The organism is Burkholderia sp. ABCPW 14 (genome assembly GCF_001523835.1).
GTDB lineage: Bacteria > Pseudomonadota > Gammaproteobacteria > Burkholderiales > Burkholderiaceae > Burkholderia > Burkholderia mayonis.
Genome location: NZ_LOVS01000132.1, coordinates 1 through 24,524, shown reverse-complemented (window position 1 = coordinate 24,524; position 24,524 = coordinate 1). Strand labels below are relative to the sequence as shown.

Sequence of the window (24,524 nt, the reverse complement as noted above, 5' to 3'; positions counted from 1 at the left end):
GTCCGCCGCGGCGTTTTGCTGAGGCAAGGTGGCCCCCTCGGGAGATCGCCCGGCCGCTCGATTATTCAGTTCCCTGCGGCACCTGTCGTAGTGCGCTGGCGGCCTTGCGGCCGACAGCATGAAATTGTCGCGCCCTGGTGTCGATCGAAAGTGCTGCGAAGCAGGATCGACCGATTATCCAATTCGACCAAGACGATATGAAGCGTCCGGCCGAGAGGTCGACATTTTCGCTATCTATATGAGCTTTATTGCTTGGTAAATGCGAATGTGTTGCTTCCCGTGTGATATTTCAGATTGCCGATCTAATCCGGACTGTGTTGCTCAAGGTTAAATAATTTTTTCGAAAAAGTGTAGATCCGAAATTCGCTCTAATCGGAATCTGGAAATGAAATTATTGAGTTTTGGGTGGCAATGGATCGGCTCGGGCTGCGGCAAGAACTCGGTTCATTGGCGTTCTTGATTCCCGGGGCGGCGGGCAAGGGCGGGACGCGGTCATTCGTGCGCGCTTGCTCGCCTGCCCGGGCGGGCGGTTTCCCGAGTCTTCACTGCCCGAGCAGGCGTTGCACCAGCTCGGCCGTATTTCCCGTCCCGTATTTACGCATCAGCCGCGCGCGGTAGATGTCGACCGTGCGCGAGCTGATGTCGAGCACGCGGCCGATCTGCTTGCTCGTCTTGCCGGTCGCGAGCTGCGCGGCGATCTCGCGCTCGCGCGGCGTCAATTCGATCGCGACGCGCCGCGTCGCGCTCAAGTCCTCGAACGTCCACACGCCCGCGGCGAGCGGCGCCGTGCGGTCGAGCGCCCGGCCCGTCACGTGGCACCAGAACAGCTCGCCGCTCGCGCGCTTCATGATGCGGTCGTCCGCGTAGCTGCCGTGCGCGATCATCACGGGCGAGATCCGCTCGCCGATCCGCTCGAATTCGTCGGACGACGGGTAGAGCACCTCGAACGATCGGCCGATCAGGTCGGCGCGCGCGCAGCGGAAGATCGCGGCGAGTTCGTCGTTGCAATCCTCGATGACACGGTCGCGCGACAGCACGAGGCCGATCGGCGCGAGATGGAAGGCGGTCTGGTAATCGATGGCGGGCATGTACGCTGACGGACAGTGATCGGGCGCCGCGCGAGCCGCGGCGAATGCTTATGTAATTTTGCGTATTGTGCCGTATCCGTCGCGCATCGTACCCTTTCACACATGTCGCGGCCCATGCCGCGACCGGATAAGAGAAGAAAACGCATCGTCGCGGCAGCATTCGCCGCGCGTGCTTAGAATGGTGCGACGGGTCCGTCGTGCGCGCGAGCCGCGCGGACCGTCGTGCTGGTTTCCATAGAGGAAGGGACATAGAGATGAACAAAGTCTACCCAAGCGCGGCTGCCGCGCTCGAGGGCGTCGTCCATGACGGACAGACCTTCGCGGTCGGTGGCTTCGGCCTGTGCGGCATTCCGGAGGCGCTCATCGCCGCGCTGCGCGACTCGGGCGTGAAAGGCATCACCTGCATCAGCAACAATGCGGGCGTCGACGGCTTCGGCCTCGGCCTTCTGCTCGACACCCGGCAAATCAAGAAGATGATTTCGTCGTACGTCGGCGAGAACAAGGAGTTCGAGCGCCAGTATCTGTCGGGCGAGCTCGAGCTCGAATTCACGCCGCAGGGCACGCTCGCCGAGAAGCTGCGCGCGGGCGGCGCGGGCATCCCGGCGTTCTTCACGCAGACGGGCTACGGCACCGTGATCGCGCAAGGCAAGGAGACGCGCGAGTTCGACGGCAAGCATTACGTCCTCGAGCCTTCGCTCACGGCCGACGTCGCGCTCGTGAAGGCGTGGAAGGCCGACAAGTCCGGCAATCTGATCTACCGCCGCACCGCGCGCAACTTCAATCCGATGTGTGCGATGGCGGGCCGGATCACGGTCGCCGAAGTCGAGGAGATCGTCGAGAACGGCGAGTTCGATCCGGATCAGGTCCACACGCCCGGCATTTTCGTGCAGCGGCTCGTGCTCAACGCGACGCCGGAAAAACGCATCGAACAACGCGTCGTGCGCGCGAAAGGAGACTGAGATGGCTTGGAATCGTGACCAGATGGCCGCGCGCGCGGCGAAGGAATTGCAGGACGGCTTCTACGTGAACCTCGGCATCGGGCTGCCGACGCTCGTCGCGAACCACGTGCCGACGGGCGTCGAAGTGTGGCTGCAGTCGGAGAACGGCCTGCTCGGGATCGGCCCGTCGCCGACCGAGGACGAAGTCGATGCCGATCTCATCAACGCCGGCAAGCAGACCGTGACGACGCTGCCGGGCTCGTCGATCTTCTCGTCGGCCGATTCGTTCGCGATGATCCGCGGCGGCCACATCAACCTCGCGATCCTCGGCGCGATGCAGGTCAGCAAGAGCGGCGACCTCGCGAACTGGATGATTCCCGGCAAGATGATCAAGGGGATGGGCGGCGCGATGGACCTCGTCGCGGGTGTGAAGCGCGTCGTCGTGCTGATGGAGCACGTCGCGAAGGGCGACCAGCACAAGATCCTCGAGGAATGCACGCTGCCGCTGACGGGCGTCGGCGTCGTTGATCTGATCATCACGGATCTCGGCGTGATCGAAGTGACGCCGGACGGGCTCAAGGTGCTCGAGCTCGCCGACGGCGTGAGCGTCGACGAGATCAAGGCGAAGACGGGCGCGCCGCTCGATGTGAGCGAGGTTGCGTGACGTTGCGGTTTCGGCGCGGCGCGCTTGCGTGCGCCGCGCCGTCGCCTGGCGGTACCGCTGCAACGGCGGGATGAAAGCGCCCCGTGTCGGGAAGACACGGGGCGCTTTCGTTTTCGCGTTTCGATTGGCGACGGTGGGCGCTCGGCGGCACATCGAGCGGTAAGTGTCGATGCGCGGTGCGGGGCGTCTCGGATCGGTCGGCGCTTTGCGCCGCGGCGTCGCGCGATAGCCACTGGCGTATCGGGGCGGCGAGCCGCGCGCCGCCATGCGCCGCCCGCGGCGCTCGGCGCTCAGGCGATTGCGCCGCCGATCGCGCGCACCGCTTCGGCCGCGCGGATGGGCGGCGTCGCCATCGGGATGTCGAACGGCTGTTTCGCGCCTTCCCCCCGAATACACGATCTTGCGCGCCGGATCGACGCGCGCGAGCGTGAAGCCGCGCTGCTCGAAGAGCGCGGGCAGCCCGTCGCAGGCCGGCTTTTGCACGAACAGGCAATTGCGCAGCAACTGCGACACGGTCGGGTACGTGTAGACGATCTCGACCTTGTCGCGCACGCCGCGGCGGCGCAGTCCGTCGTCGAGCATCAGCGTGGCCTCGATCGGCGCAATCCCGCATTGATGCGGGACGTTGTGCGTCTTCGGGGACGTGACGTTGACGAACACGGTTCCGCGCTCGATCGACGCGATCCGCCCGGCGAGCCGTCGCGCCGGCTCGTACGGGTGGAAATGGTCGCCCGCTTCGGCGAGGCCTTCGATGCGCTCGGGAGAAGGCGCGCAGCCCGTCGCGATCGCGAGATGGTCGTAGCCGTAGCGCTTGCCGCTCTTCGTGTGCGCGTGCTGCGTCGCGAAGTCGAAATGCGTCGCGCGATCGACGACGAACGCGATCTCGGGACGCAGCGGCGAGCGCTCGGCGCGCGTCAGCTCGTTGCGAAATCATGAGCCGAACGCGACGTCCATGAACGCCGGCTTGTAGTCGTGGTACGGCGAATCGGACAGCAGCGTGATTCGCACATCGTTGCGGACGACTTCGTCGAACAGTGTCGACGCGAGCTGATTGGCGAGCATCGTGCCGGCGAGCCCGCCGCCGGCGATCAGAGTCTGCGTGGGCATCGTGCGCCTCCTTCTGCCGGACGGATGATGCGTCGCTGGACATCGGCGCGACAGCTGGCTGAAACGAATCGCGAATCCGTGAATGGGCGATATTGTTTTTTTGTTGGGCCGGGCGCATGAAATGAACCGGGCGAAGTCAATGACACGACGGCGTTTTCGCGCGTGAAGCGCGAGCGGGCGGCGATGGCCAGGCCTGCCGTGGGCCGCGCCGCAGCGGTTCGTGGGGGGCATGCGACATGTTGCAGCAGTCGCCGGTTTGTCTATGCGAGGCATCGATTCGTCGATGAGGCGTCAGCGATCGATTTGATCGATTTGATCATTCAGTTCGACCTTCCTGAAATTCGATTCTTGAAATGGATTCTTGAAATATATCGACGGGATATTTCTTCTCTGGTACGCGGCGCGCGAGTCGCTGCGCGTCGCGTCACGAGCCGTTCGGCCGACCGGCCGCGCGTGGCGAAGCGGTTTACAATCGGTCCATGTGTTCGGCGGCCCGTCGCCATCGGGGCGCCGGGCGTTCGACCATGCCGATTGTTCATCAGGATGCGCCGATGTCATCGAACCTTGTCACTTCCGTTTCCCCGCGCGAGCGTCGCGTGCAATGCGCGCATCCGACCGGCCTGCACCACGTCGCGTACACCGAGTGGGGCGATCCCGCGAATCCGCGCGTGCTCGTCTGCGTGCACGGACTCACGCGCTCGGGGCGCGATTTCGATCGCCTCGCGGCGGCGCTGTCCGACGTCTATCGCGTCGTCTGTCCCGACGTGGCCGGGCGCGGCCGGTCGGACTGGCTCGCGGATCCGAGGCTCTACGGCGTGCCGCAATACGTCGCCGACATCGTGACGCTGATCGCGCGTCTCGATGTCGAGCGTGTCGATTGGTTCGGCACGTCGATGGGCGGCCTGATCGGCCTCGCGCTCGGCGGATTGCCGGATGCGCCGATCGGCAAGATGATCGTCAACGACATCGGCCCGCACATCGAGCCCGCCGCGCTCGAGCGCATCGGCGAATACACGGGGCTCGACAAGCGCTTCGCAACCGAGCAGGAGGGCGTCGATTACCTGGCGTCGCTGTCGCTGCCGTTCGGCCCGCTCACGCCCGACGAGTGGCGCGCGCTGAACCGGCCGCTTCTCGTGCAGGACCATGACGGCTCATGGCGCGCGCGCTACGACCCGCGCATCGCGGTGCCGTTCAAGGCGGCGACGCCGGAGGCGAATGCGCAGGGCGAGGCATGGCTATGGCATTCGCTCGAGGCGTTCGCGGGGCCGCTTCTCGTCGTGCGCGGCGCGCAGTCGGATCTGCTGTCGCGCGACACGGTCGATGCGATGAAGGCGCGCGGCCGGGCGGTGTCGAGCGTCGAGATTGCGGAAGCCGGCCATGCGCCCGCGTTCGTGAGCGCCGATCAGATCGCGATCGCTCGCCAATTTTTCGTCGGGGACGCGCCGCACGCGTCATAATATGCGGTTCGGTGCGGCCCGCCCGTGGGCTTGCCGCACCGTCCACTGATCAACCATCCAACCGGGAATTCTCATGGCAGTTACTCGTCACCACGTCGGCCCCCGTCTTTCCGAAATCGCGATCCACAACGGCACCGTCTACCTCGCGGGCCAGATCGCCGAGGACACGGCGCAGGACATCAAGGGCCAGACGCGCGAAGTGCTCGGCCACATCGACCGCCTGCTCGGCGAGGCGAACAGCGACAAGACAAATCTGCTGTCGGTGCAGATTTACATCTCCGACATGGCGAACTTCCCGGGCATGAACGAAGTGTGGGATGCATGGGTCGCACCGGGCGCGACGCCGCCGCGCGCGACCGTCGAGGCGAAGCTCGCAAACCCCGCGTGCCTCGTCGAAGTGGTGGTCGTCGCCGCGCAGCGCAACTGAGCCGGAGCGCGACACGTTTTTTTCAGCGACACGCAATACCCGACGATGACAGCTGATTCCGCTTCCACCGCCGCGGCGCCGTCGATCGACGACGTGCTCGCGTTCGTGCGCGAGCATGCGGGCGACGCGCGTTTGTCGTCGGGCGAACTGCTCTCGGACCACGCGGCGGGCACGTCGACGATCATGCAGCGGCTGAACGTCGATCCGCCCGCGGTGCAGGCGGCCGCGCTCTTCGCGCTCGCGCCGTATCTGAGCGATCCCGAAAAGCAGATCGCCGAGCGCTTCGGCGACGAGGTTGCGCGCCTCGTCACCGATGTGCGCAAGTTGCTGCGTCTCGGTACCGTGAGCCTGCGCGTCGCGCAGAGCGCGCCCGTCGACGCGGGCCGCGATGCGCAGGCCGAGCGGCGCGCGCAGATCGAGGCGCTGCGCAAGATGCTGCTCGCCTTCGCGCAGGATATCCGCGTCGTGCTGATCAGGCTCGCGTCGCGGTTGCAGTCGCTGCGCTATTACGCGGGCGCGAAAATCGAGCCGACGCCCGACGCCGCACGCGAGACGCTCGAGATCTACGCGCCGCTCGCGAACCGGCTCGGCATCTGGCAACTGAAGTGGGAACTCGAGGATCTCGCGTTCCGCTTCGAGGATCCCGTCACGTACAAGCGTATCGCGAAGCTGCTCGACGAGAAGCGCGTCGAGCGCGAGGCATACGTGGCGGAGGCGATCGAGCGGCTGCAGCACGAGCTCGCGGCCGCGCACATCCAGGCCGAGGTGAGCGGCCGTCCGAAGCACATCTACAGCATCTGGCGCAAGATGCGCGGCAAGGAGCTCGACTTCTCCGAGCTCTACGACGTGCGCGCGTTTCGCGTGATCGTTCCGGACATCAAGGATTGCTATACGGTGCTCGGCATCGTTCACCACCTGTGGCAGCCGGTGCCGAAGGAATTCGACGACTACATCTCTCGGCCTAAGCCGAACGGCTACAAATCGCTGCATACGGTCGTGATCGGCGACGATGGCCGCGCGTTCGAAGTGCAGATCCGCACGCAGGAGATGCATCGCTTCGCCGAATACGGCGTCGCCGCGCACTGGCGCTACAAGGAAGCGGGCGCGCGCGGCTACGGCGGCCAGTTCTCGGCAAGCGAGAAGTACGACGAGAAGATCGCTTGGCTGCGCCAGCTCCTCGCGTGGAAGGACGAGGTCGCGGACAGCGGCGGCGATGACGACGCGAGCGGCCGCGAAGCATGGGCGCAGTTGCGCGAGACGACGCTCGACGACGACCACATCTACGTGCTGACGCCGCAGGCGCGCGTGATCGCGCTGCCGCAGGGCGCGACGCCAGTCGATTTCGCGTACCACCTGCACAGCGAGCTTGGCCATCGGTGCCGCGGCGCGCGCGTCGACGGCGCGATGGTGCCGCTCAACACGCCGCTTGCGAACGGCCAGACGGTCGAGATCGTCGCGGTGAAGGAGGGCGGCCCGTCGCGCGACTGGCTCAATCCGCAGCTCGGCTATCTGCACAGCTCGCGTGCGCGCCAGAAGGTGCGGGCATGGTTCAACGCGGTCGACCAGCAGGAGACCGTCGCGCACGGCCGCGCGCTCGTCGAGAAGACGCTGCAGCGGGAAGGCAAGACGTCGGTCAATCTCGAGCACCTCGCGGCGAAGCTCGGCTTCAAGTCGCCCGACGAGCTGTTCGCGGCCGTCGGCAAGGAAGAGTTCAGCCTGCGCAACGTCGAGCAGGCGCTTTCCGACGCGCCCGCGCCGGAACCCGAGCCGGAAGCGCCCGCGAACTTCGAGAAGCGCGCGAGCGGGGCGAACGTCGCGCACGGCGCGTCGACGGGCGTGCTCGTCGTCGGCGTCGATGCGCTTCTCACGCAGCTCGCGCGCTGCTGCCGCCCGGCGCCGCCCGATCCGATCAGCGGCTTCGTCACGCGCGGCAAGGGGATGTCGATCCACCGCAGCGATTGCCCGACGTTTCGCCGGATGGCCGAGCGCGCGCCCGAGCGCGTGCTGCAGACGACCTGGTCCGCCGACGTGCTGGGCGGGCGCGGCGCGTCCGTCTATCCGGTCGACCTGTTGATCGAGGCGACCGACCGGCAGGGGTTGTTGCGCGACATCTCCGAAGTGTTCGCGCGCGAGAAGATGAACGTGATCGGCGTGAAGACACAAAGCCGCCGCAATGCGGCGTTCATGCAGTTCACGGTCGAGGTGTCGAGTGCGTCGCAGGTGCAGCGCGCGTGCGCGCTGCTCGGCGAGGTCCATGGCGTCGTTCGGGCGGCCCGCAAGGCGTGAGCGCCGCCCGCCGGTGGCCGGTGGCCTGCGCCGCTCGGCAACGGGTGCGAACTTTGCCAAACAAAATGCACGAAAACACTTGCCAAGACAAAATGAGCTCCATATAATTTCAGCTTCTTCAGGCTCGTAGCTCAGTTGGTTAGAGCACCACCTTGACATGGTGGGGGTCGTTGGTTCGAATCCAATCGAGCCTACCAACGACATCGGCTGGAGCTCGGTTCGCCGAGCTTCTGCGGCAGTAGAAAATTCTACGCAAAAGGCGAATACGGTTATGACACCGCGAACGTTGACCGAACCCCATTCGGAGCGACGCTAGTCGAGGAACGTTTTCGCCTTGTGGTATTGAAGCATCGGAATGCGGCCCCTCGAAAGCGGGGCCGCATTTTTTTTGTCGCGCGCTTTTGCTGCCGGTTCGCGCGCTGTTAGTCTGCCGCTCACTGACGGCATCACGGAGATTGCTATATGGTTTCGATACGCTTGCCCGACGGCTCGGTTCGCCAATACGAGCATCCGGTGACGGTCGCCGACGTGGCGGCGTCGATCGGCCCTGGTCTTGCGAAGGCCGCGCTCGGCGGCAAGCTCGACGGCGAGCTCGTCGATACGTCCACGCTGATCGATCGCGACGCGTCGCTCGCGATCGTCACGGACAAGGACGCCGACGGCCTCGACATCATCCGTCACTCGACCGCCCATTTGCTCGCGTACGCTGTGAAGGAACTGTATCCGGACGCGCAGGTGACGATCGGGCCCGTGATCGACAACGGCTTCTATTACGACTTCTCGTACCATCGTCCCTTCACGCCCGAAGATCTCGAGAAGATCGAAAAGCGCATGCAGGAGCTCGCGAAGAAGGACGAGACCGTCACGCGCCGCGTCGTGTCGCGCGACGAGGCGGTTTCGTATTTCCGCAGCATCGGCGAGAAGTACAAGGCCGAGATCATCGAATCGATTCCCGCGAGCGACGAGATCAAGCTGTACGCACACGGCGGCTTCACCGACCTGTGCCGCGGCCCGCACGTGCCGTCGACGGGCAAGCTGAAGGTCTTCAAGCTGATGAAGGTCGCGGGCGCGTACTGGCGCGGCGACTCGAAGAACGAGCAGCTTCAGCGCATCTACGGCACCGCCTGGACGAAGAAGGAGGACCAGGACGCGTACCTGCACATGCTCGAAGAGGCGGAAAAGCGCGACCACCGCAAGCTCGGCAAGCAGCTCGATCTGTTCCACATCCAGGAAGAGTCGCCCGGCATGGTGTTCTGGCACCCGAAGGGCTGGACGCTGTGGCAGCAGGTCGAGCAGTACATGCGCCGTCGTCTTGACGCGGCCGGCTACCTCGAGATCAAGACGCCGATGATCATGGACCGCTCGCTGTGGGAGGCGTCCGGCCACTGGCAGAACTATCGCGAGAACATGTTCACGACCGAGTCGGAGAAGCGCGACTATGCGGTCAAGCCGATGAACTGCCCGGGCCACGTGCAGGTGTTCAAGCACGGCTTGCGCTCGTATCGCGATCTGCCGCTGCGCTACGCGGAATTCGGCTCGTGCCACCGCAACGAGGCGTCGGGTGCGCTGCACGGCCTGATGCGTGTGCGCGGCTTCGTGCAGGACGACGCGCACATCTTCTGCACGGAAGAGCAGATCAACTCCGAGGCGATCGCGTTCAACAAGCTCGCGATGAGCGTCTACGAGGATTTCGGCTTCGACCGCATCGACATCAAGCTGTCGCTGCGCCCGGAGCAGCGGATGGGTTCGGACGAGACGTGGGATCACGCCGAGGACGGCCTGCGCAAGGCGCTGAAGGCGTGCGGCGTGGAGTGGGAGGAGTTGCCGGGCGAGGGCGCGTTCTACGGCCCGAAGATCGAGTACCACATCAAGGACGCACTCGGCCGCTCGTGGCAGTGCGGCACGCTGCAGCTCGACATGATGCTGCCGGAGCGGCTCGGCGCCGAGTATGTCGCCGAGGACAACAGCCGCCGCCGGCCGGTAATGCTGCACCGGGCGATCGTCGGATCGATGGAGCGTTTCCTCGGGATTCTGATCGAGCACCACGCCGGTGCGATGCCCGCCTGGCTCGCGCCCGTCCACGCAGTTGTGCTGAATATTGCCGAAAGTCAGGTGGAATATGCGCAGACTGTTGCTCAATCGTTGCAAAAACAAGGGCTTAGAGTGTCAGCCGATTTGCGCAACGAGAAAATTAGCTATAAAATACGCGAGCACACGCTCGAAAAAGTTCCATACCTGCTCGTCGTAGGCGATAAAGAGCGTGAAGCACAAACGGTAGCCGTGCGTGCCCGTGGCGGCGTCGATCTGGGTGTCATGCCCGTCGAAGCCTTCGTTGAGCGTCTGCGTGAGGACATCCAGGCGTTCAAGTAACCGCCCTGGCAGCGCGGCTCGTTTTTTTAATTTTTAGAGGAAACGTAACATCGCTACTGATAAGTCGTCGCATCGCATCAACGGTGAAATCACTGCACCGGAAGTGCGTCTGGTCGGGGTCGATGGCGAGCCCATCGGCATCGTGAAACTCGTCGAGGCTTTCCGTAAATCGGAAGAACTGGATGTTGACCTGGTGGAGATCGCGCCGCAAGCGGCTCCGCCGGTTTGCCGTCTGATGGATTACGGCAAGTTCAAGTACCAGGAAGCCAAGAAGCAGCACGAGGCGAAGCTTAAGCAAAAGGTCATCCAGGTCAAGGAAGTGAAGTTCCGCCCAGGGACCGATGACGGCGATTACAACGTCAAGCTTCGCAACCTGGTGCGCTTCCTCGAGGAAGGCGACAAGACGAAGATCACGTTGCGTTTCCGCGGCCGGGAAATGGCTCACCAGGAAATCGGCATGCGGATGCTCGAGCGTCTGCGTACCGACCTCGACGAAGTCGGCCAGGTCGAGCAGATGCCGAAGATGGAAGGGCGCCAGATGATCATGGTGCTCTCGCCGAAAAAGAAGAAGTAACGAGCATGCCGCGCAGGCGCGCGGCGGTTCGGTGAAGTGGTTCGGCGCGTCGTCCGGTCAGGGCGGCGCGCCTGAAACGACGGTGCTCGCGCAAGCGTCGCGCCGTACACAAGTGGACTGGGTTCCGAAGGGCGGGTTGAGGGCGCGAGCCAACCGCACACCCACCTCCATCAAATAAACTGGAGTTGTTCGTCATGCCTAAGATGAAGACCAAGAAGAGCGCTGCAAAGCGCTTCGTGGTGCGTCCGGGCGGTACCGTCAAGCGCGGTCAAGCCTTCAAGCGCCACATCCTGACCAAGAAAACCACGAAGAACAAGCGTCACCTGCGCGGCGCCACGGCAGTTCATGATTCCGATCTGAACTCCGTCCGCGCGATGCTTCCGTTCGCGTAACCCCTCAACCGATACTCAAAGGAGCGAATCATGCCTCGAGTCAAACGTGGGGTAACCGCACGGGCCCGTCACAAGAAGATCATCAACCTGGCCAAGGGTTATCGCGGCCGTCGCAATAACGTCTACCGCATCGCCAAGCAGGCGGTGATGCGCGCAGGCCAGTATGCGTACCGCGACCGCCGTAACAAGAAGCGTGTGTTCCGCGCACTGTGGATCACGCGTATCAACGCGGCCGTGCGTCAGCACGACATGACCTACAGCGTGTTCATCAACGGCCTGAAGAAGGCGTCGATCGAACTCGACCGCAAGGTGCTGGCCGACATGGCGGTGTTCGACAAGGCTGCTTTTGCCGCGATCGTGAAGCAGGTGAAGGCCGCCGTTGCAGCCTAATTGCGAAATTAGCACTGCGTGGTGAGTTGCAGCGATGTTCCGGTAGTTGCGGCCGCTGCAGCGAAAACGGGGCTCTTCCGAGCCCCTTTTTTGTTGGGTCGGGCGTTTCGCTCGACGAGCACAACTGACGTTGGAAGTGATGGGATCAATGGATCTGGACCAGATTGTCGCCGACGCGCAGCAGTCGTTCGAAGGGGCTGCGGATATCACCACGCTCGAGAACGAGAAGGCGCGGTTTCTCGGTAAGTCGGGCGCGCTGACCGAGCTGCTGAAGGGCCTCGGCAAGCTCGATCCCGAAACGCGCAAGACGGAAGGCGCGCGCATCAATGTCGCGAAGCAGCAGGTCGAGGCCGCGCTCAATGCGCGCCGCCAGGCGCTCGCCGACGCGCTCCTGAACCAGCGCCTCGCCGCCGAGGCGATCGACGTCACGCTGCCGGGCCGCGGCACGGGCACGGGCAGCCTGCATCCGGTGATGCGCACGTGGGAGCGCGTCGAACAGATTTTCCGGTCGATCGGCTTCGACGTGGCCGACGGCCCCGAGATCGAAACCGATTGGTATAACTTCACCGCATTGAACAGCCCGGAGAACCATCCGGCGCGCTCGATGCAGGACACGTTCTACGTCGACGGCAAGGATGCCGACGGTCGTCCGCTGCTGTTGCGCACGCACACGAGCCCGATGCAGGTCCGCTATGCGCGGATGAACCGGCCGCCCGTCAAGGTGATCGCGCCCGGCCGCACGTACCGCGTCGACAGCGACGCGACGCACTCGCCGATGTTCAACCAGGTCGAAGGCTTGTGGATCGACGAAAATGTCAGCTTCGCCGATCTGAAGGGCGTCTACACCGATTTCCTGAAGAAATTCTTCGAGCGCGACGATATCCTCGTGCGCTTCCGTCCGTCGTACTTCCCGTTTACCGAGCCGTCGGCCGAGATCGACATGATGTTCGAGCACGGCAGGAATGCGGGCAAATGGCTCGAGATCTCCGGCTCCGGCCAGGTGCATCCGACGGTGATCCGCAACATGGGCCTCGACCCCGAGCGCTATATCGGCTTCGCGTTCGGCAGCGGCCTCGAGCGGCTGACGATGCTGCGCTACGGCGTGCAGGATCTGCGTCTCTTCTTCGAGAACGACCTGCGCTTCCTGCGGCAGTTCGCGTAACGGCGCGACCGTCTCGCTCCGCGCCCGGCCGGCCTACCGAGGCGGCGCGCCGGGCCTCGATCTAACTGTTTCGAACGTGGATATCCATGCAATTCCCTGAATCCTGGCTGAGAACCTTTGTCGATCCGCAACTGACGACGGATGAGCTGTCGCACGCGCTGACGATGGCGGGGCTCGAGGTCGAGTCGCTGCGCCCGGCTGCGCCGCCGACCGAGAAGATCGTCGTGGGCCGCGTGCTCGAGGTGGTCAAGCATCCGGATGCCGACAAGCTCAACGTCTGCCAGGTCGACGCCGGCACGGGCGCGACGCTCCAGATCGTCTGCGGCGCGCCGAACGTCGCGCCGGGCATCAAGGTGCCGGTCGCGCTCGTCGGCGCGAAGCTGCCGCCCGTCGAAGAAGGCGCCGCGCCGTTTGCGATCAAGCTGTCGAAGCTGCGCGGCGTCGAGAGTCAGGGGATGCTCTGCTCGGCGCGCGAGCTTAAGTTGTCCGACGACCACAGCGGCCTCATGATCCTGCCCGAGGACACGCTCGTCGGGCAGGACATCCGGGATACGCTGAACCTCGACGACACGGTCTTCGAAATCAAGCTGACGCCGAACAAGGCGGACTGCCTGTCCGTGTTCGGCATCGCGCGCGAGACGGCCGCGATCACGGGGGCGCCGCTCACGGCGCCCGACATCCGGCCGGTCCTCACTGAGTTGACCGAGACGCTGCCCGTCAAGATCTCCGCGCCGGATCTGTGCGGCCGCTTCTCCGGCCGCGTGATCCGCGGGGTGAACGCGCGCGCGAAGACGCCGCAATGGATGGTCGAGCGCCTCGAGCGCGCGGGCCAGCGCAGCGTGTCGGCGCTCGTCGACATCTCGAACTACGTGATGTTCGAACTGGGCCGTCCGTCGCACGTGTTCGATCTCGACAAGATCCACGGCGGCATCGACGTCCGCTGGGGCCGGCGCGGCGAATCGCTGAAGCTCCTGAACGGCGGCACGGTCGAGCTCGACGAGACGGTCGGCGTGATCGCCGACGACGCCCAAGTCGAGAGTCTCGCGGGCATCATGGGCGGCGACAGCACGGCCGTGACGCTCGACACGACGAACATCTACCTCGAAGCGGCGTTCTGGTGGCCGGACAGCATCCGCGGCCGCGCGCGCAAGTACAACTTCTCGACCGATGCGGCGCACCGCTTCGAGCGCGGCGTCGATTACTCGACGACCGTCGAGCACGTCGAGCGGATCACGCAACTGATCCTCGACATCTGCGGCGGCCAGGCGGGCCCCGTCGACGACCAGATCGCAAACCTGCCGCAGCGCGCGCCGGTGGCGATGCGCGCGTCGCGCGCGAACCGGATCATCGGCGTCGAGATCGGCGAGGACGAAGTCGCACGGATCTTCACGCGTCTCGGCCTCGCATTCGAGCGCGACGGCGACGTGTTCAGCGTGACGCCGCCGCCGCACCGATTCGACATCGAGATCGAAGAGGACCTGATCGAGGAAGTCGCCCGGATCTATGGCTTCGAGAAGATCCCCGCCCGTCCGCCCGTCGCGACGAGCGAGATGCGCGCGACCGACGAGACGCGACGCTCGATCCACGCGATTCGTCACGCGCTCGCCGCGCGCGACTACGCGGAAACGGTCAACTTCAGCTTCGTCGATGCCGAGTGGGAGCGCGACTTCGCCGGCAACGACAATCCGGTGCGTCTGCTGAACCCGATCGCGAGCCAGTTGTCGGTAATGCGCACGACGCTGTTCGGCAGCCTCGCCGGCGTGCTGCGCCACAACCTGAACCGCCGCGCCGATCGCGTGCGCGTTTTCGAGACGGGCCGCGTGTTCATCGCCGATCCGTCGGTGAAGGCGGGCGAGCTCGCGGTCGAGGGCTATGCGCAGCCGAAGCGCGTCGGCGCGCTCGCGTACGGGCCGGTCGTCGAAGAGCAATGGGGCGCGGCGACGCGCCAGGTCGACTACTTCGACGTGAAGGGCGATCTCGAGGCGCTGCTCGCGCCCGTCGTCGCGCGTTTCGTGAAGGCCGAGCATCCGGCGCTGCATCCGGGCCGCAGCGCGCAGATCGAAGTCGACGGCCGCGCGGTCGGCTGGATCGGCGAGTTGCATCCTCGCTTGATGCAGAAGTACGAGCTGCCGCATGCGCCCGTGATGTTCGAGATTGATGCGGACGCGCTCGTCGCGCGCGCGCTGCCGACGCCGTCCGAGGTGTCGAAGTTCCCGCCGGTGCGTCGCGACATCGCGGTCGTCGTCGATCAGAAGGTCGAAGTGCAGGCGCTTTTCGACGAAATGAAGAAGGCGCTCGCGGAAGACGCATGCAAGTTCGTCCAGAAAGTTGCGCTCTTCGACGAATTTCGTGCAAAATCAAATACTTCCAGTGGGCTGTCAGCCCACGAGAAAAGCCTTGCGTTCCGCGTCACGCTGCAGGACCCGGCCGGAACCCTGCAGGACGAGATGGTCGACCAGGCGATTCAGGCCCTCGTGGACCGCATGGCTCGAGTCTATGGCGCGCGTTTGCGCGGATAGGGCGCGAAAGTGGCGGAAACCGCCGCTTTCGTCAGTGTTTTTGTCCAAGTTTGACGCGCTAGTTTTGCAGATATGAACGACATGAACTCGAGTGAATTTGAAGCCCTCCTGACGGCGCAACGCAGCGCCATGTCCCGCGACGTTCCGGCGTCGCCGTCCGTCGGCGATACGCCGACGCTGACGAAGGCCGAGCTGGCCGAACTGCTGTTCGACAGCGTCGGCCTCAACAAGCGCGAGGCGAAGGACATGGTCGAGGCGTTTTTCGAGGTGATCCGCGATGCCCTCGAAAACGGCGAGAGCGTGAAGCTGTCGGGCTTCGGCAATTTCCAGCTGCGCGACAAGCCGCAGCGGCCGGGGCGCAATCCGAAGACGGGCGAGGCGATTCCGATCGCCGCGCGCCGTGTCGTGACGTTCCACGCGAGCCAGAAGCTGAAGGCGCTCGTCGAAAACGGCGCCGAATCGGATCTCGTGCGTTAAACCGGCGCTTCGCCCCGCGCGCGGCGCCCGCGCCCCTTACCGACGGTTAACTGACGATGACGTCGACGGTTGAGAAAGTCGTGTTGCCCCCGATCCCCGCGAAGCGCTACTTCACGATCGGGGAAGTGAGCGAATTGTGCGGCGTGAAGCCTCATGTGCTGCGGTATTGGGAACAGGAGTTCACGCAGTTGCGCCCGGTGAAACGGCGAGGGAACCGCCGTTACTATCAGCACCACGAGGTGCTGCTGATCCGGCGGATTCGCGAGCTGCTGTACGAGCAGGGGTTCACGATCAACGGCGCCCGCAACCGGCTCGACGCGGTCGGCAGCGAGCGGGGCGCGCCTCCGGCGGCCGACGAGCTCGAACCGCGCGCAGCGGAGCCGGTGTCGAGCGAGACGGTGGATGTCGCGCAGTTGCGCGGGGCGCTTCTCGACGTGATCGACGGCCTCAAGCGTAGCTGAACGCAGAGCCTCGGGCCGTGCCGCGCCGCGCGCTTTCCGAGGGGCAGGCAGTCGGAAAACGATAAAAAGCCCGTGCGAACGCTGGTTCGCACGGGCTTTTTATCGGGTGTTCCGCCGCGGCGGCCGTGCCGCGCGCGCGGCGCGGATCACGGCGCGAGCGGGTCCTTCTTGCCGACGTCGACGTACAGCGTGCCGTCATGCACCATCCGCACCGAGCCGCGCGCGACCACGTCGCGGTAGTCGTAGAGATCGAAACGCACCCGCTGCTTCGTCGTGTCTTGAACGAGAATGCGCATGTTCAGCACGAGTACGTTGAACATCTTCGTGTCGCCGCTTTCGAGCCACAGGTAGCTCTTCGGGACGTTTGCGGGCGGCCGCGACACGGGCGCGTTCGGCGCCGAACGGAACGTCAGGCGCAGACCGTCCGGCTCGGCTGTCGCTTGCGACATGCGGCCGATCAGCATGGGCGGCGGGAACACCGTGTACTGGTCGAGCACGAGCGCATTGCCGCGCAGCTCGGCGCCGCGGCGCTTGAGCGGTGCGAGCGACGACAGCTCGATGCCGAGCGCGCGAAGCAGCTTTGCCTGCGGCACGCCGAGTACGGACACCTTCGTCGGCGTGAACGCGAGATGGCGTTCGTCGAGCAGCGTCAGCGTGCCTTTCATGTCGGCCGGCAGCCAGACGCCAGGCGGCACCTGGTTCCACAGTTTGAGGCCGCCCTGCACGTGCAGTTGGTCGCCGTCGGCGCTCAGCTTCAGGTCGTTCAGCGAGCGCGGCGAATAGTCGAGCAGATGCCGGTTGAAGAGATCGGACATCGCGTCCCACGGCGCGAGCACCGAGCCGCTCAGGATGCGGATGTCGTACTGATTCGGATCGTCGAGGTCGACGGGCTCGCCCGCGCGCTTCGCGACGAGCTGAACGACGAGATCGTCGACCCGAAAGCCGATGTTGCCGGCGATGTAGAAATCCGCGTTGTGCAGGTGGATCGTCGTCGTGCCGCTCGATATGTGGCGCGGGCCGAACGCCGTCACGTCGCCGCCGTGCTTCATGGCCACCTTGCGGAAGTTGGACCGCGGCGCGCCGTCGTTCGGCGCGATCGCAAACGCCTCCCATTCTCGGCGTGCTTCGTTCAGGCTCGACTGCTGCGCCGCAATCAGGCTGTCGTTCATCCGCGCGGACGCGCTGCCGACGCCCGGCGCGGCGGGGCGCGCGACCTGCGAATATGACGGCATCAGGATCGACAGCGCGCCGCTCGGCTCGAAGTTGAAATAGCCGGCGACGAGCTGGTCGCGATAGTGATACATGTCGAACACGAACGCGTCATCCGGCGCGGACTCGCGCGGCGGATAGATCATGATGTCCGCGTTCATCGGCATCGTGCGCATGAACTTCACGTCGCCGCCGCGCAGATATATCGCGTGCTTCGGCGCGTTTTCGGGCATCGTGAAGCCCGCCTTCGTGCCGTCGTCGAGCACGAGGTCGAGACCGGCGGGCGTCAACTTCAGCGCGACGATGTTGATCTTCAGATGCGGGGGCGGCAGCAGCTTGTCGACATTCAGCACGAGATCGTTGCCGTTCAGCCGCACGATCGGCGTGTCGATCTTCAGCAGATCCGACACCTGTACCTTTGCGGCCCGCATCACGGGGCCTGCGTCGATGCCCGATACGTGCACATCGACTGGACGGAAGACGAGCGTCGAGCCGTCGCGAACCTCCAGCTTGCCCTTCAGCGAGAAGGGCACCCAGCCGTCGCGCTGCATTTCGCCGTGGATGTCGAGGACGCCGTCGCCCGCCGTCACGCGCACGTGCCGCAGCGGCGCGTTGTGGTAGCCGAATATGTAGCCGCCGAAGAGCGCGTTGAGCTTCGTGTTGTCGAGCGTCACGGTGCCGCGGTGCACGGCGATGTCGAAGCTCGTCGGGTCGTCGAACACGGCGGGCGCGCCGGGATGCGTCGGCACGAGCGTCGCTGATAGCTCATGGACGAGGAAGCCGAGGTCGCCGACGATACGGAAGTCGACTTCGCGCAGGAACGTGAGCGTGCCGTTCTGCCCGGAGTCGCGCAGCGTAAACGGGCGCGGCTGCGTGAGCTTGATCGACGCGAGCGCCGGCACGGTCCGCGCGATCTGCTGCTCGCGCGCGAGGCGGTCGGCCTTCGTGCGTTCGATCGTCGTCGAGGTGGTGGCCCCGCTGCTGGTTTTCGGCGTCGATTCCGCGCATCCCGCGCTCAGGACGGCGAGCGTGACCGCCGTTCCCGCGCACGAGCGCAAGAACCAGCGCGAAGCCGAAATGGCGGTGCGTAGGGCGTGCCATGCGCCAGGCGCGCGGTGAAATGGCGTGCGATGGACGCGCTGGACCGGTGTCCGCATCGTTGATGTCTCCCTATCTTTGTCGTGACTGGCGCGCGAGCGCGCGCGTCGGCTTGACGCCGATGATTTGGCGCAGTGTGGCATAGCCTGGCTAGAGGAGCCGCACCAAACGTCGGCGCGTCGTGCTGCGCTGCAAGGAGGCGCATTGCGGCGGGAAGGACGCAATGACAATGATATGAATCAAACGCCTGTATGTCGCCCGTATGATGCGCGCATGGCGGTGCGGTTGGCGAGAAGCGGCGCGCGAGTTCGGCGAGAAGCGGTCGTTTCAGGGGATACCCGGACGCTATCGGGCGGATCGTGTGCGCAGCGGCAAACGCCCGGCAGGCGCGGGATTGCGGCGGAGCCGCGCCGCTGTCCGCGATGTCCGGATCGCGCGCCGTTCACCGTTCGGGCACGCGATGCGATCGACGTTCGAGCATTCAGAGCGTTGCGGAAACGGGCGATTCGGGCTCGGCGTCCCGTCGCGGAGCGGGCCGGGCGAGACAGCCGCCGGCTCCGTCGCCGGCAACTGCGTAGTTCGCGTGATCGGTTTCTACGATGGCGCGCTTGACTTGCGCCGGGCGATCGGCGAGGCGCTACGATCGTCCTGTTGCTCGTCTCGATCGATCGGAGAGTTCGCATGACAACGCACGCATCTGGCAAAAGGGTTGCGCTCGTGACGGGCGCGTCGTCGGGGATGGGCAAGGCATTCGCAAAGGCGTTGCTCGCCGAAGGGATGACCGTCTATGCGGCGGCGCGCAGGGTCGAGCAGATGGCCGATCTGGTCGCGCTCGGCGCGACCGTTCTGAAGATGGACGTCACGCGCGAAGCGGACTTGCGGGCGGCCGTCGAGCGAATCGAGCGAGAGGCGCACGGCGCCGACGTACTGATCAACAACGCCGGATTCGGAATGTTCGGCGCGATGGAAGAGACGAGGATCGACGACGCGCGCTACCAGTTCGAAGTCAACCTGTTCGGCATGGCGCGGCTGACGCAGCTCTTGCTGCCGTCGATGCGTGCGAAGCGTGCGGGGCGCATCGTCAACATCTCGTCGATGGGCGGCAAGATTTATTCGCCGCTCGGCAGCTGGTATCACGCGACGAAGCACGCGGTCGAGGGCTGGTCCGATTGTCTGCGGCTCGAACTGCAGCCGTTCGGCATCGACGTCGTGATCGTCGAGCCGGGCGCGATCGTCACGGAGTTCGGCGACGTGATGCTTGCGCCGATGCTCGAGCGTTCGGGCAACGGTCCGTACGCGAAGATGGCAGCCGCGGTTGCCACTGCGACGAAGATGCTCTATCAGGACGCTCGCGGTTCCGATCCGCAAGTGATCGTCGATCTGATCGTTCGTGCGGTGCGCGCCCGTCGGCCGAGGACGCGCTACGTCGCCGGCAGGTTCGCGAGGCCGACGATGTTTGCGCGCAAGTGGCTCGGCGATCGCATCTTCGACAAGCTGGTGATGCTGGCGATGAAGCGGGCGTGAGCAATGAACGAATACGCATGTAACAGTGCATGATTCGTGGCGGCATTGCGTTGAATGGAATTTGCATCTCGACAGTTCTATTTGCTCAAAGTGTCTGTTATACTTTCACGCTTTCGGGGCGTAGCGCAGCCTGGTAGCGTACCTGCATGGGGTGCAGGTGGTCGGAGGTTCAAATCCTCTCGCCCCGACCAGGATCGAACCCGCGTCAGTCATGGCTGACGCGGGTTTTTCTTTTGCGCGTGAGTTTTAGGGCAAGCTGGGTGCCGTCGGTATCCGATGTCCGATATCGCGTGACGACGTGATTCAAATGCACCTAGTCGAATGCTGCGCAACGTCTCTTGTAAAAGCCGGGTTGAATGTCACGAATCGGCATGCGCATCGTTCCAATCGAGCGCCATCGTTCAGAACTTTCACGCGCTTCTTCAGTTCCGCTCCTGTGCGATGAGCGTAAGGCTGCGCGACGAGCAGGGTGGCGGGAAACGATCATGCGCGAGCGTCCGCGCTAGAACGCATAGTATGGCCCGGGCCCCGCAGGCGTCGGCCGCGTTTCGATCGCGGTGTAGATGCTGCGTCCATAGAAGAACGGCAGTCCCAGATCGACGACGTTGCCGATCGGACCGGCAAGATCGTCGAACGCGAAGTTGAACGTCGAGAACAACACTTGCGAGCTGGCGACCTGGAACGTCGTCGCTTTCACCGACGCGCCGTTTCCGCTGCCGAGCGCGATGCCGAAGGTCTGCGTGCTGCCCGGACAAAACCACGATCCGCACTGCGGCAGCGACGCATCCGCGAAGAAGATCCCGTTCGAGCCGCTGTCGAAGAACGTGTGCATGTTGGTGTTGCCGTTCAGTACGCTCGTCACGTAGGCGCCCGACGAGGTCGTCGCGAGCGGCGTCGTCGAGCCGAGTCCGTTGTCCGCTTGCGTGCCGATGCCGAAGATCAGCGAGCCGTTGACCGTCGCCGAGCCCGTCACCGGAATCGCCGGCAGCACGATCACCGAGCCGTTGTTGTCGCTCGCGAACGCGCCGACCGGATTCGCGATCTGCTGCGCAATCGGCTGCGCCACGCTCGTGCATGCGCCGCTCGTCGTGCACGCGTAATACCAGCCGGACAACGCGGCACTCGCACACGCGGAGCCGCAATCGGTGACGAAAAGGCCGATGCCGAGAATGCCGTTCGCGCGCAGCGTTCCTTGCGTTTGCATCGGCCCGGCGCTTTGCGTGCAGTCTGCCGGCGCGTTCGGCGTGCTTGGATCGGCGATCACCTGGATCGGAACGCTCGACGCGACTTCGCCCGCGATCTTCACGTCGGCGCGGCGCACGGCGCCCCACGTGAAGCCCGTGCCGAACACAGCGCATGCGCCCGTGATCGGCGCGCCCGCGGCCGGCACGATCGGCAGCGCGACGCTCGACGGCAGCGCCGACGCGAGGATACGCAAGCCATCAGAACCGGTGTCCACCTGCACGTTGTTGATCGTCTGGCATTGGCCCGTGTTCGGCACGCAGACGGTGACGGTCGTCATCAGCATGTTGGCGGCGCCCGTGACGCCCGCCGACACAGTGACGGGCTGCACGTTCGCCGCGGTGGACGGCGCGACACCGGTTCCGTTGGTGTTCGACGCCGTCGATCCGCCGCCTCCGCCACCGCCGCCGCATCCGGCGAGCATTGCCGCGAATGCGGCGATGCACCACGCGATCTTGATGGTCATGGCCGCCTCCTTACCGCAGATCGTCGATCGATACGCCGGACGGCACCGCGCCGGGCAGCCACGCACGGCCGACGTACGCGCGCATGCGACCGCCGGCTTCGACGACGAAATCCGATTGCGTGATTCGCCCGGCATGGAGTCCCGTGCGGGCGCGCGCGTCCGGCGAGACAGCGTGGCTTTGGTAGGTCGCGAAGCGTTCGCCGAGAAGCTGCCGCAGGTTGGGTGACGTCGGGCCGTCCCACGTGTACGCGAAGACCAGTCCGGCGCGCGTCGCGTACTCGCGAATCGTCGTGCCACCCGTGTCGACGTAGCTGCGCATGGTGACGGCGCCGCCGAACAACGGGGTCGACGTTTGCGCGAACGTGCGGGCGGACGGGTTCGGCGCAGTGCTGCCGAGTTGCGATTGCGCGGCGGCGGGCGCGAGTGCGACGGCGGCGGCAACGAGAAGGGCGCTCGCCGGGCGGCGGCGCGTTGGGAGAAATGATCTCTTGTTGTTCATGCGACTGCCCTCCGCAGGTGAATACGGTTGGGGTCACTGTCCAATCAATGATAGTGAGTCCCGGCGCGCGCATCGGTGCGATTTTCGGAAATCGGATGCTCGTTATCCCTAGGCGGCACCGTGAATCGTTGCGCATCGATTCGGCGTCGGCATGCCCGCCAGGGCGCGCGCGGACCAAGAAAGAACGCAGTCGCGTAAATAAGACTGAGTAAGACTGTGCGCTTTTTGCACGGTCTGCCGCCGGATCGGTAAAATACAAAGTTGACTCACGGAAAAGTCGCCGTGACCTAGTGGAAGGATTCCCTGAACATGACTGATCTTCGTCTTACCAAGCGGTTCGCAGCACTGCTTGCAACCGGTGTGTTCGTCGCCGGCTGCAGTTCGCCGTCGCCTACGAAAATCGACTACAAGAGCGATTCGAAATCGAAGGAGGTGTCGCTCGCGGTGCCGCCCAACATGCTCGACGAGACGCCGGATCAGCGTTCGCTGCCGCCGCAGGGCGGGGCGACCTCGCTCTCCAGCCTGCAGCAGGTCCAGCAGGCCGCGCCGCCCGCCGAGGCGGTCGCGCCCGCCGTGCCCGGCATGCGCATCCAGCGCGACGGCACCGAAAGCTGGCTCGTGATCGACGACAAGGTGCCTGCGCAAGTCTGGCCCCAGGTGCGTCGTTTCTGGCAGGAGCAGGGCTTCCTGCTCGTCGTCGAGCAGCGCGACAAGGGGGTGATGGAAACCGACTGGAACGAAACGCATCCGCAGATCAACGACGGCCTGATCCGCGGCGTGATTTCGAAGGCGATGGGCAATTCGTATGTGACGGCGGAGCGCAACAAGTACCGCACGCGCCTCGACGCGGCGCCGAATGGCGGCACGTACATCTTCATCAGCCAGAAGGGAATGCGCGAGGCGCTGACGGGCGCGAACAACGATTCGAGCAAGTGGGAGCCGAAGCCGAACGATCCTGGTCTCGAAACCGAATACCTGAAGCGCCTGATGGCCGTGCTTGCGCAGAACGATGCGCGTGTGAAGGCTGGCGGCGTGCCGATCACGGACGATGCGGCGCCTGCGAGCGGCACGAAGGGGTCGAGCAGCAAGAGCAAGGACGCGGCGGCGGCGATCGCCGCGCAGAACGTCGCGAGCGCATCGACGTCGCGCGGTCCGAGCGAAGCGGCGGTGCCGGACGTGCCGCCCGAAGTGACGCTCGCCGAGCCGTACGACCGTTCGTGGCTGCACGTCGGTCTCGCGCTCGATCGCGCGAACTTCACGGTCGACGACCGCGATCGTACGAAGGGCCTGTACTACGTCCGCTATGTCGATCCGAAGGATCTGAGCGTCGAGGAGCAGGGCTTCTGGAGCCAGTTGTTCCACGGCAAGAAGGAAAAGAAGGCGAAGCAGTACCTCGTCAACGTGAAGGCGGTGACCGAGGCTCAGACGCGCGTTGCGATCGTCGACGACAAGGGCAACGTCGACGCGTCGGTGCCCGCGCGGCAGATCATGTCGCTCCTCGTCAATCAGCTGCGCTGACGCTGCTGCCTGCGGCATTCGCCGCCAAGCCTGCGAAGCCCGCCTTTCGGCGGGCTTTTTTTGCGTCCGCGCCGGCAACTGCGTCGGATTCGAGCATATGTGCGCGAACCTGTCGTACGCCCGGCGTGTTACGTAACGTCACCCCGTAACGAACGGAAGGAATGCTCGTTTTCGCCAGGCGTTTGAGAATTAATGATTAAAAATCAAACGTTTACGGATTTATTCTCGGTTGGCACGGAAGGTGCTTTCTCTATCGTTAACCAAGCAGTCAGGGAGGACGCCAGAAAACAGCCCGGTTCGACTTCGCGTGCCTCCCACCTAGTGTGGATGTCGACGTTTCGGGCAGTCGCCGTTACCGGCGAACTGCCGTACTGGACGATGACCCGCGCATTCGCGCGGGTCTCGGTGGCCCCGTCGCCTATCCTCGTAGGGCGACGGTTTTGCCCGCGCTTCTCGTGAAGCGCGGGCTATTTTTTGTGTGCGCCCGGCAGGGCGCATTCACTCGGAGGTGAAAATCCTCTACTCGGCCGGCAAGGGGAAGAGTTAGCCGAAGGCAAGGGTTTCCCGGGTGACTGGGAGTCTGAAGGAAGCCGGATGGCAAAGCGCTGGCCTGACGAACAGGAAGCGGATACGAGGCGTGGCGACTGGGTAAGGTG

The 24,524-nt window shown here is 64.9% G+C and carries 19 protein-coding genes, 2 tRNA genes and 1 pseudogene; 17 read left to right on the top strand and 5 right to left on the bottom strand.

All coding sequences use genetic code 11. The features are described from left to right. Positions 1-542: 542 nt before the first annotated feature. Positions 543-1,088, bottom strand: coding sequence for a LuxR C-terminal-related transcriptional regulator (locus WS62_RS20205; protein ID WP_066574423.1), 546 nt, complete (start codon positions 1,086-1,088; stop codon positions 543-545). Between the two features lie 254 nt (positions 1,089-1,342). Here WS62_RS20205 and WS62_RS20200 point away from each other — a divergent pair, with 254 nt between their 5' ends. Continuing rightward, on the top strand, positions 1,343-2,047 hold the full coding sequence (locus tag WS62_RS20200) for a CoA transferase subunit A (RefSeq protein WP_066574422.1): 705 nt from the start codon (positions 1,343-1,345) through the stop codon (positions 2,045-2,047). Position 2,048: 1 nt separating this feature from the next. After that, complete coding sequence (locus WS62_RS20195; RefSeq protein WP_066574420.1) at positions 2,049-2,690, top strand: CoA transferase subunit B; 642 nt, start codon at positions 2,049-2,051, stop codon at positions 2,688-2,690. Between the two features lie 305 nt (positions 2,691-2,995). Here the strand turns inward: WS62_RS20195 and WS62_RS20190 are convergent. Next, a pseudogene (locus WS62_RS20190) lies at positions 2,996-3,797 on the bottom strand (FAD-dependent oxidoreductase); the annotation flags it as partial. 368 nt (positions 3,798-4,165) lie between these two features. Between WS62_RS20190 and WS62_RS20185 the strand changes: the two are divergent. From WS62_RS20185 to WS62_RS20130, 12 genes are all read left to right on the top strand, one after another. After that, on the top strand, positions 4,166-5,254 hold the full coding sequence (locus WS62_RS20185) for an alpha/beta fold hydrolase (RefSeq protein ID WP_066574417.1): 1,089 nt from the start codon (positions 4,166-4,168) through the stop codon (positions 5,252-5,254). Between the two features lie 73 nt (positions 5,255-5,327). Continuing rightward, positions 5,328-5,681 (top strand): RidA family protein, encoded by a 354-nt coding sequence (locus WS62_RS20180; protein WP_066574415.1) that lies wholly within the window; start codon positions 5,328-5,330, stop codon positions 5,679-5,681. Positions 5,682-5,726: 45 nt separating this feature from the next. Further along, entirely contained in the window at positions 5,727-7,967 is a 2,241-nt protein-coding gene (locus WS62_RS20175; RefSeq protein ID WP_066574413.1) for a RelA/SpoT family protein, read from the top strand. A 120-nt stretch (positions 7,968-8,087) separates the two neighbouring features. Beyond that, positions 8,088-8,164, top strand: a tRNA-Val gene (locus tag WS62_RS20170). Between the two features lie 265 nt (positions 8,165-8,429). After that, the gene (gene thrS, locus WS62_RS20165; RefSeq protein WP_066574411.1) at positions 8,430-10,337 is read left to right on the top strand and encodes a threonine--tRNA ligase; all 1,908 of its coding nucleotides are present in this window, start codon (positions 8,430-8,432) and stop codon (positions 10,335-10,337) included. 49 nt (positions 10,338-10,386) lie between these two features. Further along, complete coding sequence (gene infC, locus WS62_RS20160) at positions 10,387-10,911, top strand: translation initiation factor IF-3 (protein WP_082715934.1); 525 nt, start codon at positions 10,387-10,389, stop codon at positions 10,909-10,911. 194 nt (positions 10,912-11,105) lie between these two features. Then, on the top strand, positions 11,106-11,303 hold the full coding sequence (rpmI, locus tag WS62_RS20155; protein WP_004191477.1) for a 50S ribosomal protein L35: 198 nt from the start codon (positions 11,106-11,108) through the stop codon (positions 11,301-11,303). Between the two features lie 30 nt (positions 11,304-11,333). Next, positions 11,334-11,693, top strand: a complete 360-nt coding sequence (gene rplT, locus WS62_RS20150; RefSeq protein ID WP_004192938.1) for a 50S ribosomal protein L20 — start codon at positions 11,334-11,336, stop codon at positions 11,691-11,693. A 148-nt stretch (positions 11,694-11,841) separates the two neighbouring features. Further along, entirely contained in the window at positions 11,842-12,855 is a 1,014-nt protein-coding gene (gene pheS / locus WS62_RS20145) for a phenylalanine--tRNA ligase subunit alpha (RefSeq protein WP_066574408.1), read from the top strand. An 86-nt stretch (positions 12,856-12,941) separates the two neighbouring features. Then, positions 12,942-15,374, top strand: coding sequence for a phenylalanine--tRNA ligase subunit beta (pheT, locus tag WS62_RS20140; RefSeq protein ID WP_066574405.1), 2,433 nt, complete (start codon positions 12,942-12,944; stop codon positions 15,372-15,374). 72 nt (positions 15,375-15,446) lie between these two features. Further along, the gene (locus WS62_RS20135) at positions 15,447-15,851 is read left to right on the top strand and encodes an integration host factor subunit alpha (RefSeq protein ID WP_059469574.1); all 405 of its coding nucleotides are present in this window, start codon (positions 15,447-15,449) and stop codon (positions 15,849-15,851) included. Positions 15,852-15,907: 56 nt separating this feature from the next. Continuing rightward, a complete protein-coding gene (locus WS62_RS20130; protein ID WP_066574403.1) occupies positions 15,908-16,312 on the top strand; it encodes a MerR family transcriptional regulator in 405 nt (134 codons plus the stop codon). 146 nt (positions 16,313-16,458) lie between these two features. Here the strand turns inward: WS62_RS20130 and WS62_RS20125 are convergent, their stop codons facing one another. Continuing rightward, positions 16,459-18,579, bottom strand: a complete 2,121-nt coding sequence (locus WS62_RS20125; protein ID WP_066574400.1) for a hypothetical protein — start codon at positions 18,577-18,579, stop codon at positions 16,459-16,461. A gap of 721 nt (positions 18,580-19,300) precedes the next feature. Between WS62_RS20125 and WS62_RS20120 the strand changes: the two genes are divergently transcribed. Continuing rightward, positions 19,301-20,143, top strand: coding sequence for an oxidoreductase (locus tag WS62_RS20120; RefSeq protein WP_066574397.1), 843 nt, complete (start codon positions 19,301-19,303; stop codon positions 20,141-20,143). Between the two features lie 114 nt (positions 20,144-20,257). Next, positions 20,258-20,334 (top strand) — tRNA-Pro (locus tag WS62_RS20115). A gap of 311 nt (positions 20,335-20,645) precedes the next feature. Here WS62_RS20115 and WS62_RS20110 read toward each other — a convergent pair. Both WS62_RS20110 and WS62_RS20105 read right to left on the bottom strand, forming a co-directional pair. After that, entirely contained in the window at positions 20,646-21,851 is a 1,206-nt protein-coding gene (locus WS62_RS20110) for a DUF3443 domain-containing protein (protein WP_066574395.1), read from the bottom strand. 10 nt (positions 21,852-21,861) lie between these two features. Then, positions 21,862-22,350 carry a DUF2844 domain-containing protein gene (locus WS62_RS20105; RefSeq protein ID WP_066574393.1) on the bottom strand — a complete coding sequence of 163 codons (489 nt, stop codon included), beginning with the start codon at positions 22,348-22,350 and terminating at the stop codon, positions 21,862-21,864. A 309-nt stretch (positions 22,351-22,659) separates the two neighbouring features. Here WS62_RS20105 and bamC point away from each other — a divergent pair, with 309 nt between their 5' ends. Next, complete coding sequence (gene bamC / locus WS62_RS20100) at positions 22,660-23,868, top strand: outer membrane protein assembly factor BamC (RefSeq protein WP_066574391.1); 1,209 nt, start codon at positions 22,660-22,662, stop codon at positions 23,866-23,868. Positions 23,869-24,524 lie beyond the last annotated feature (656 nt).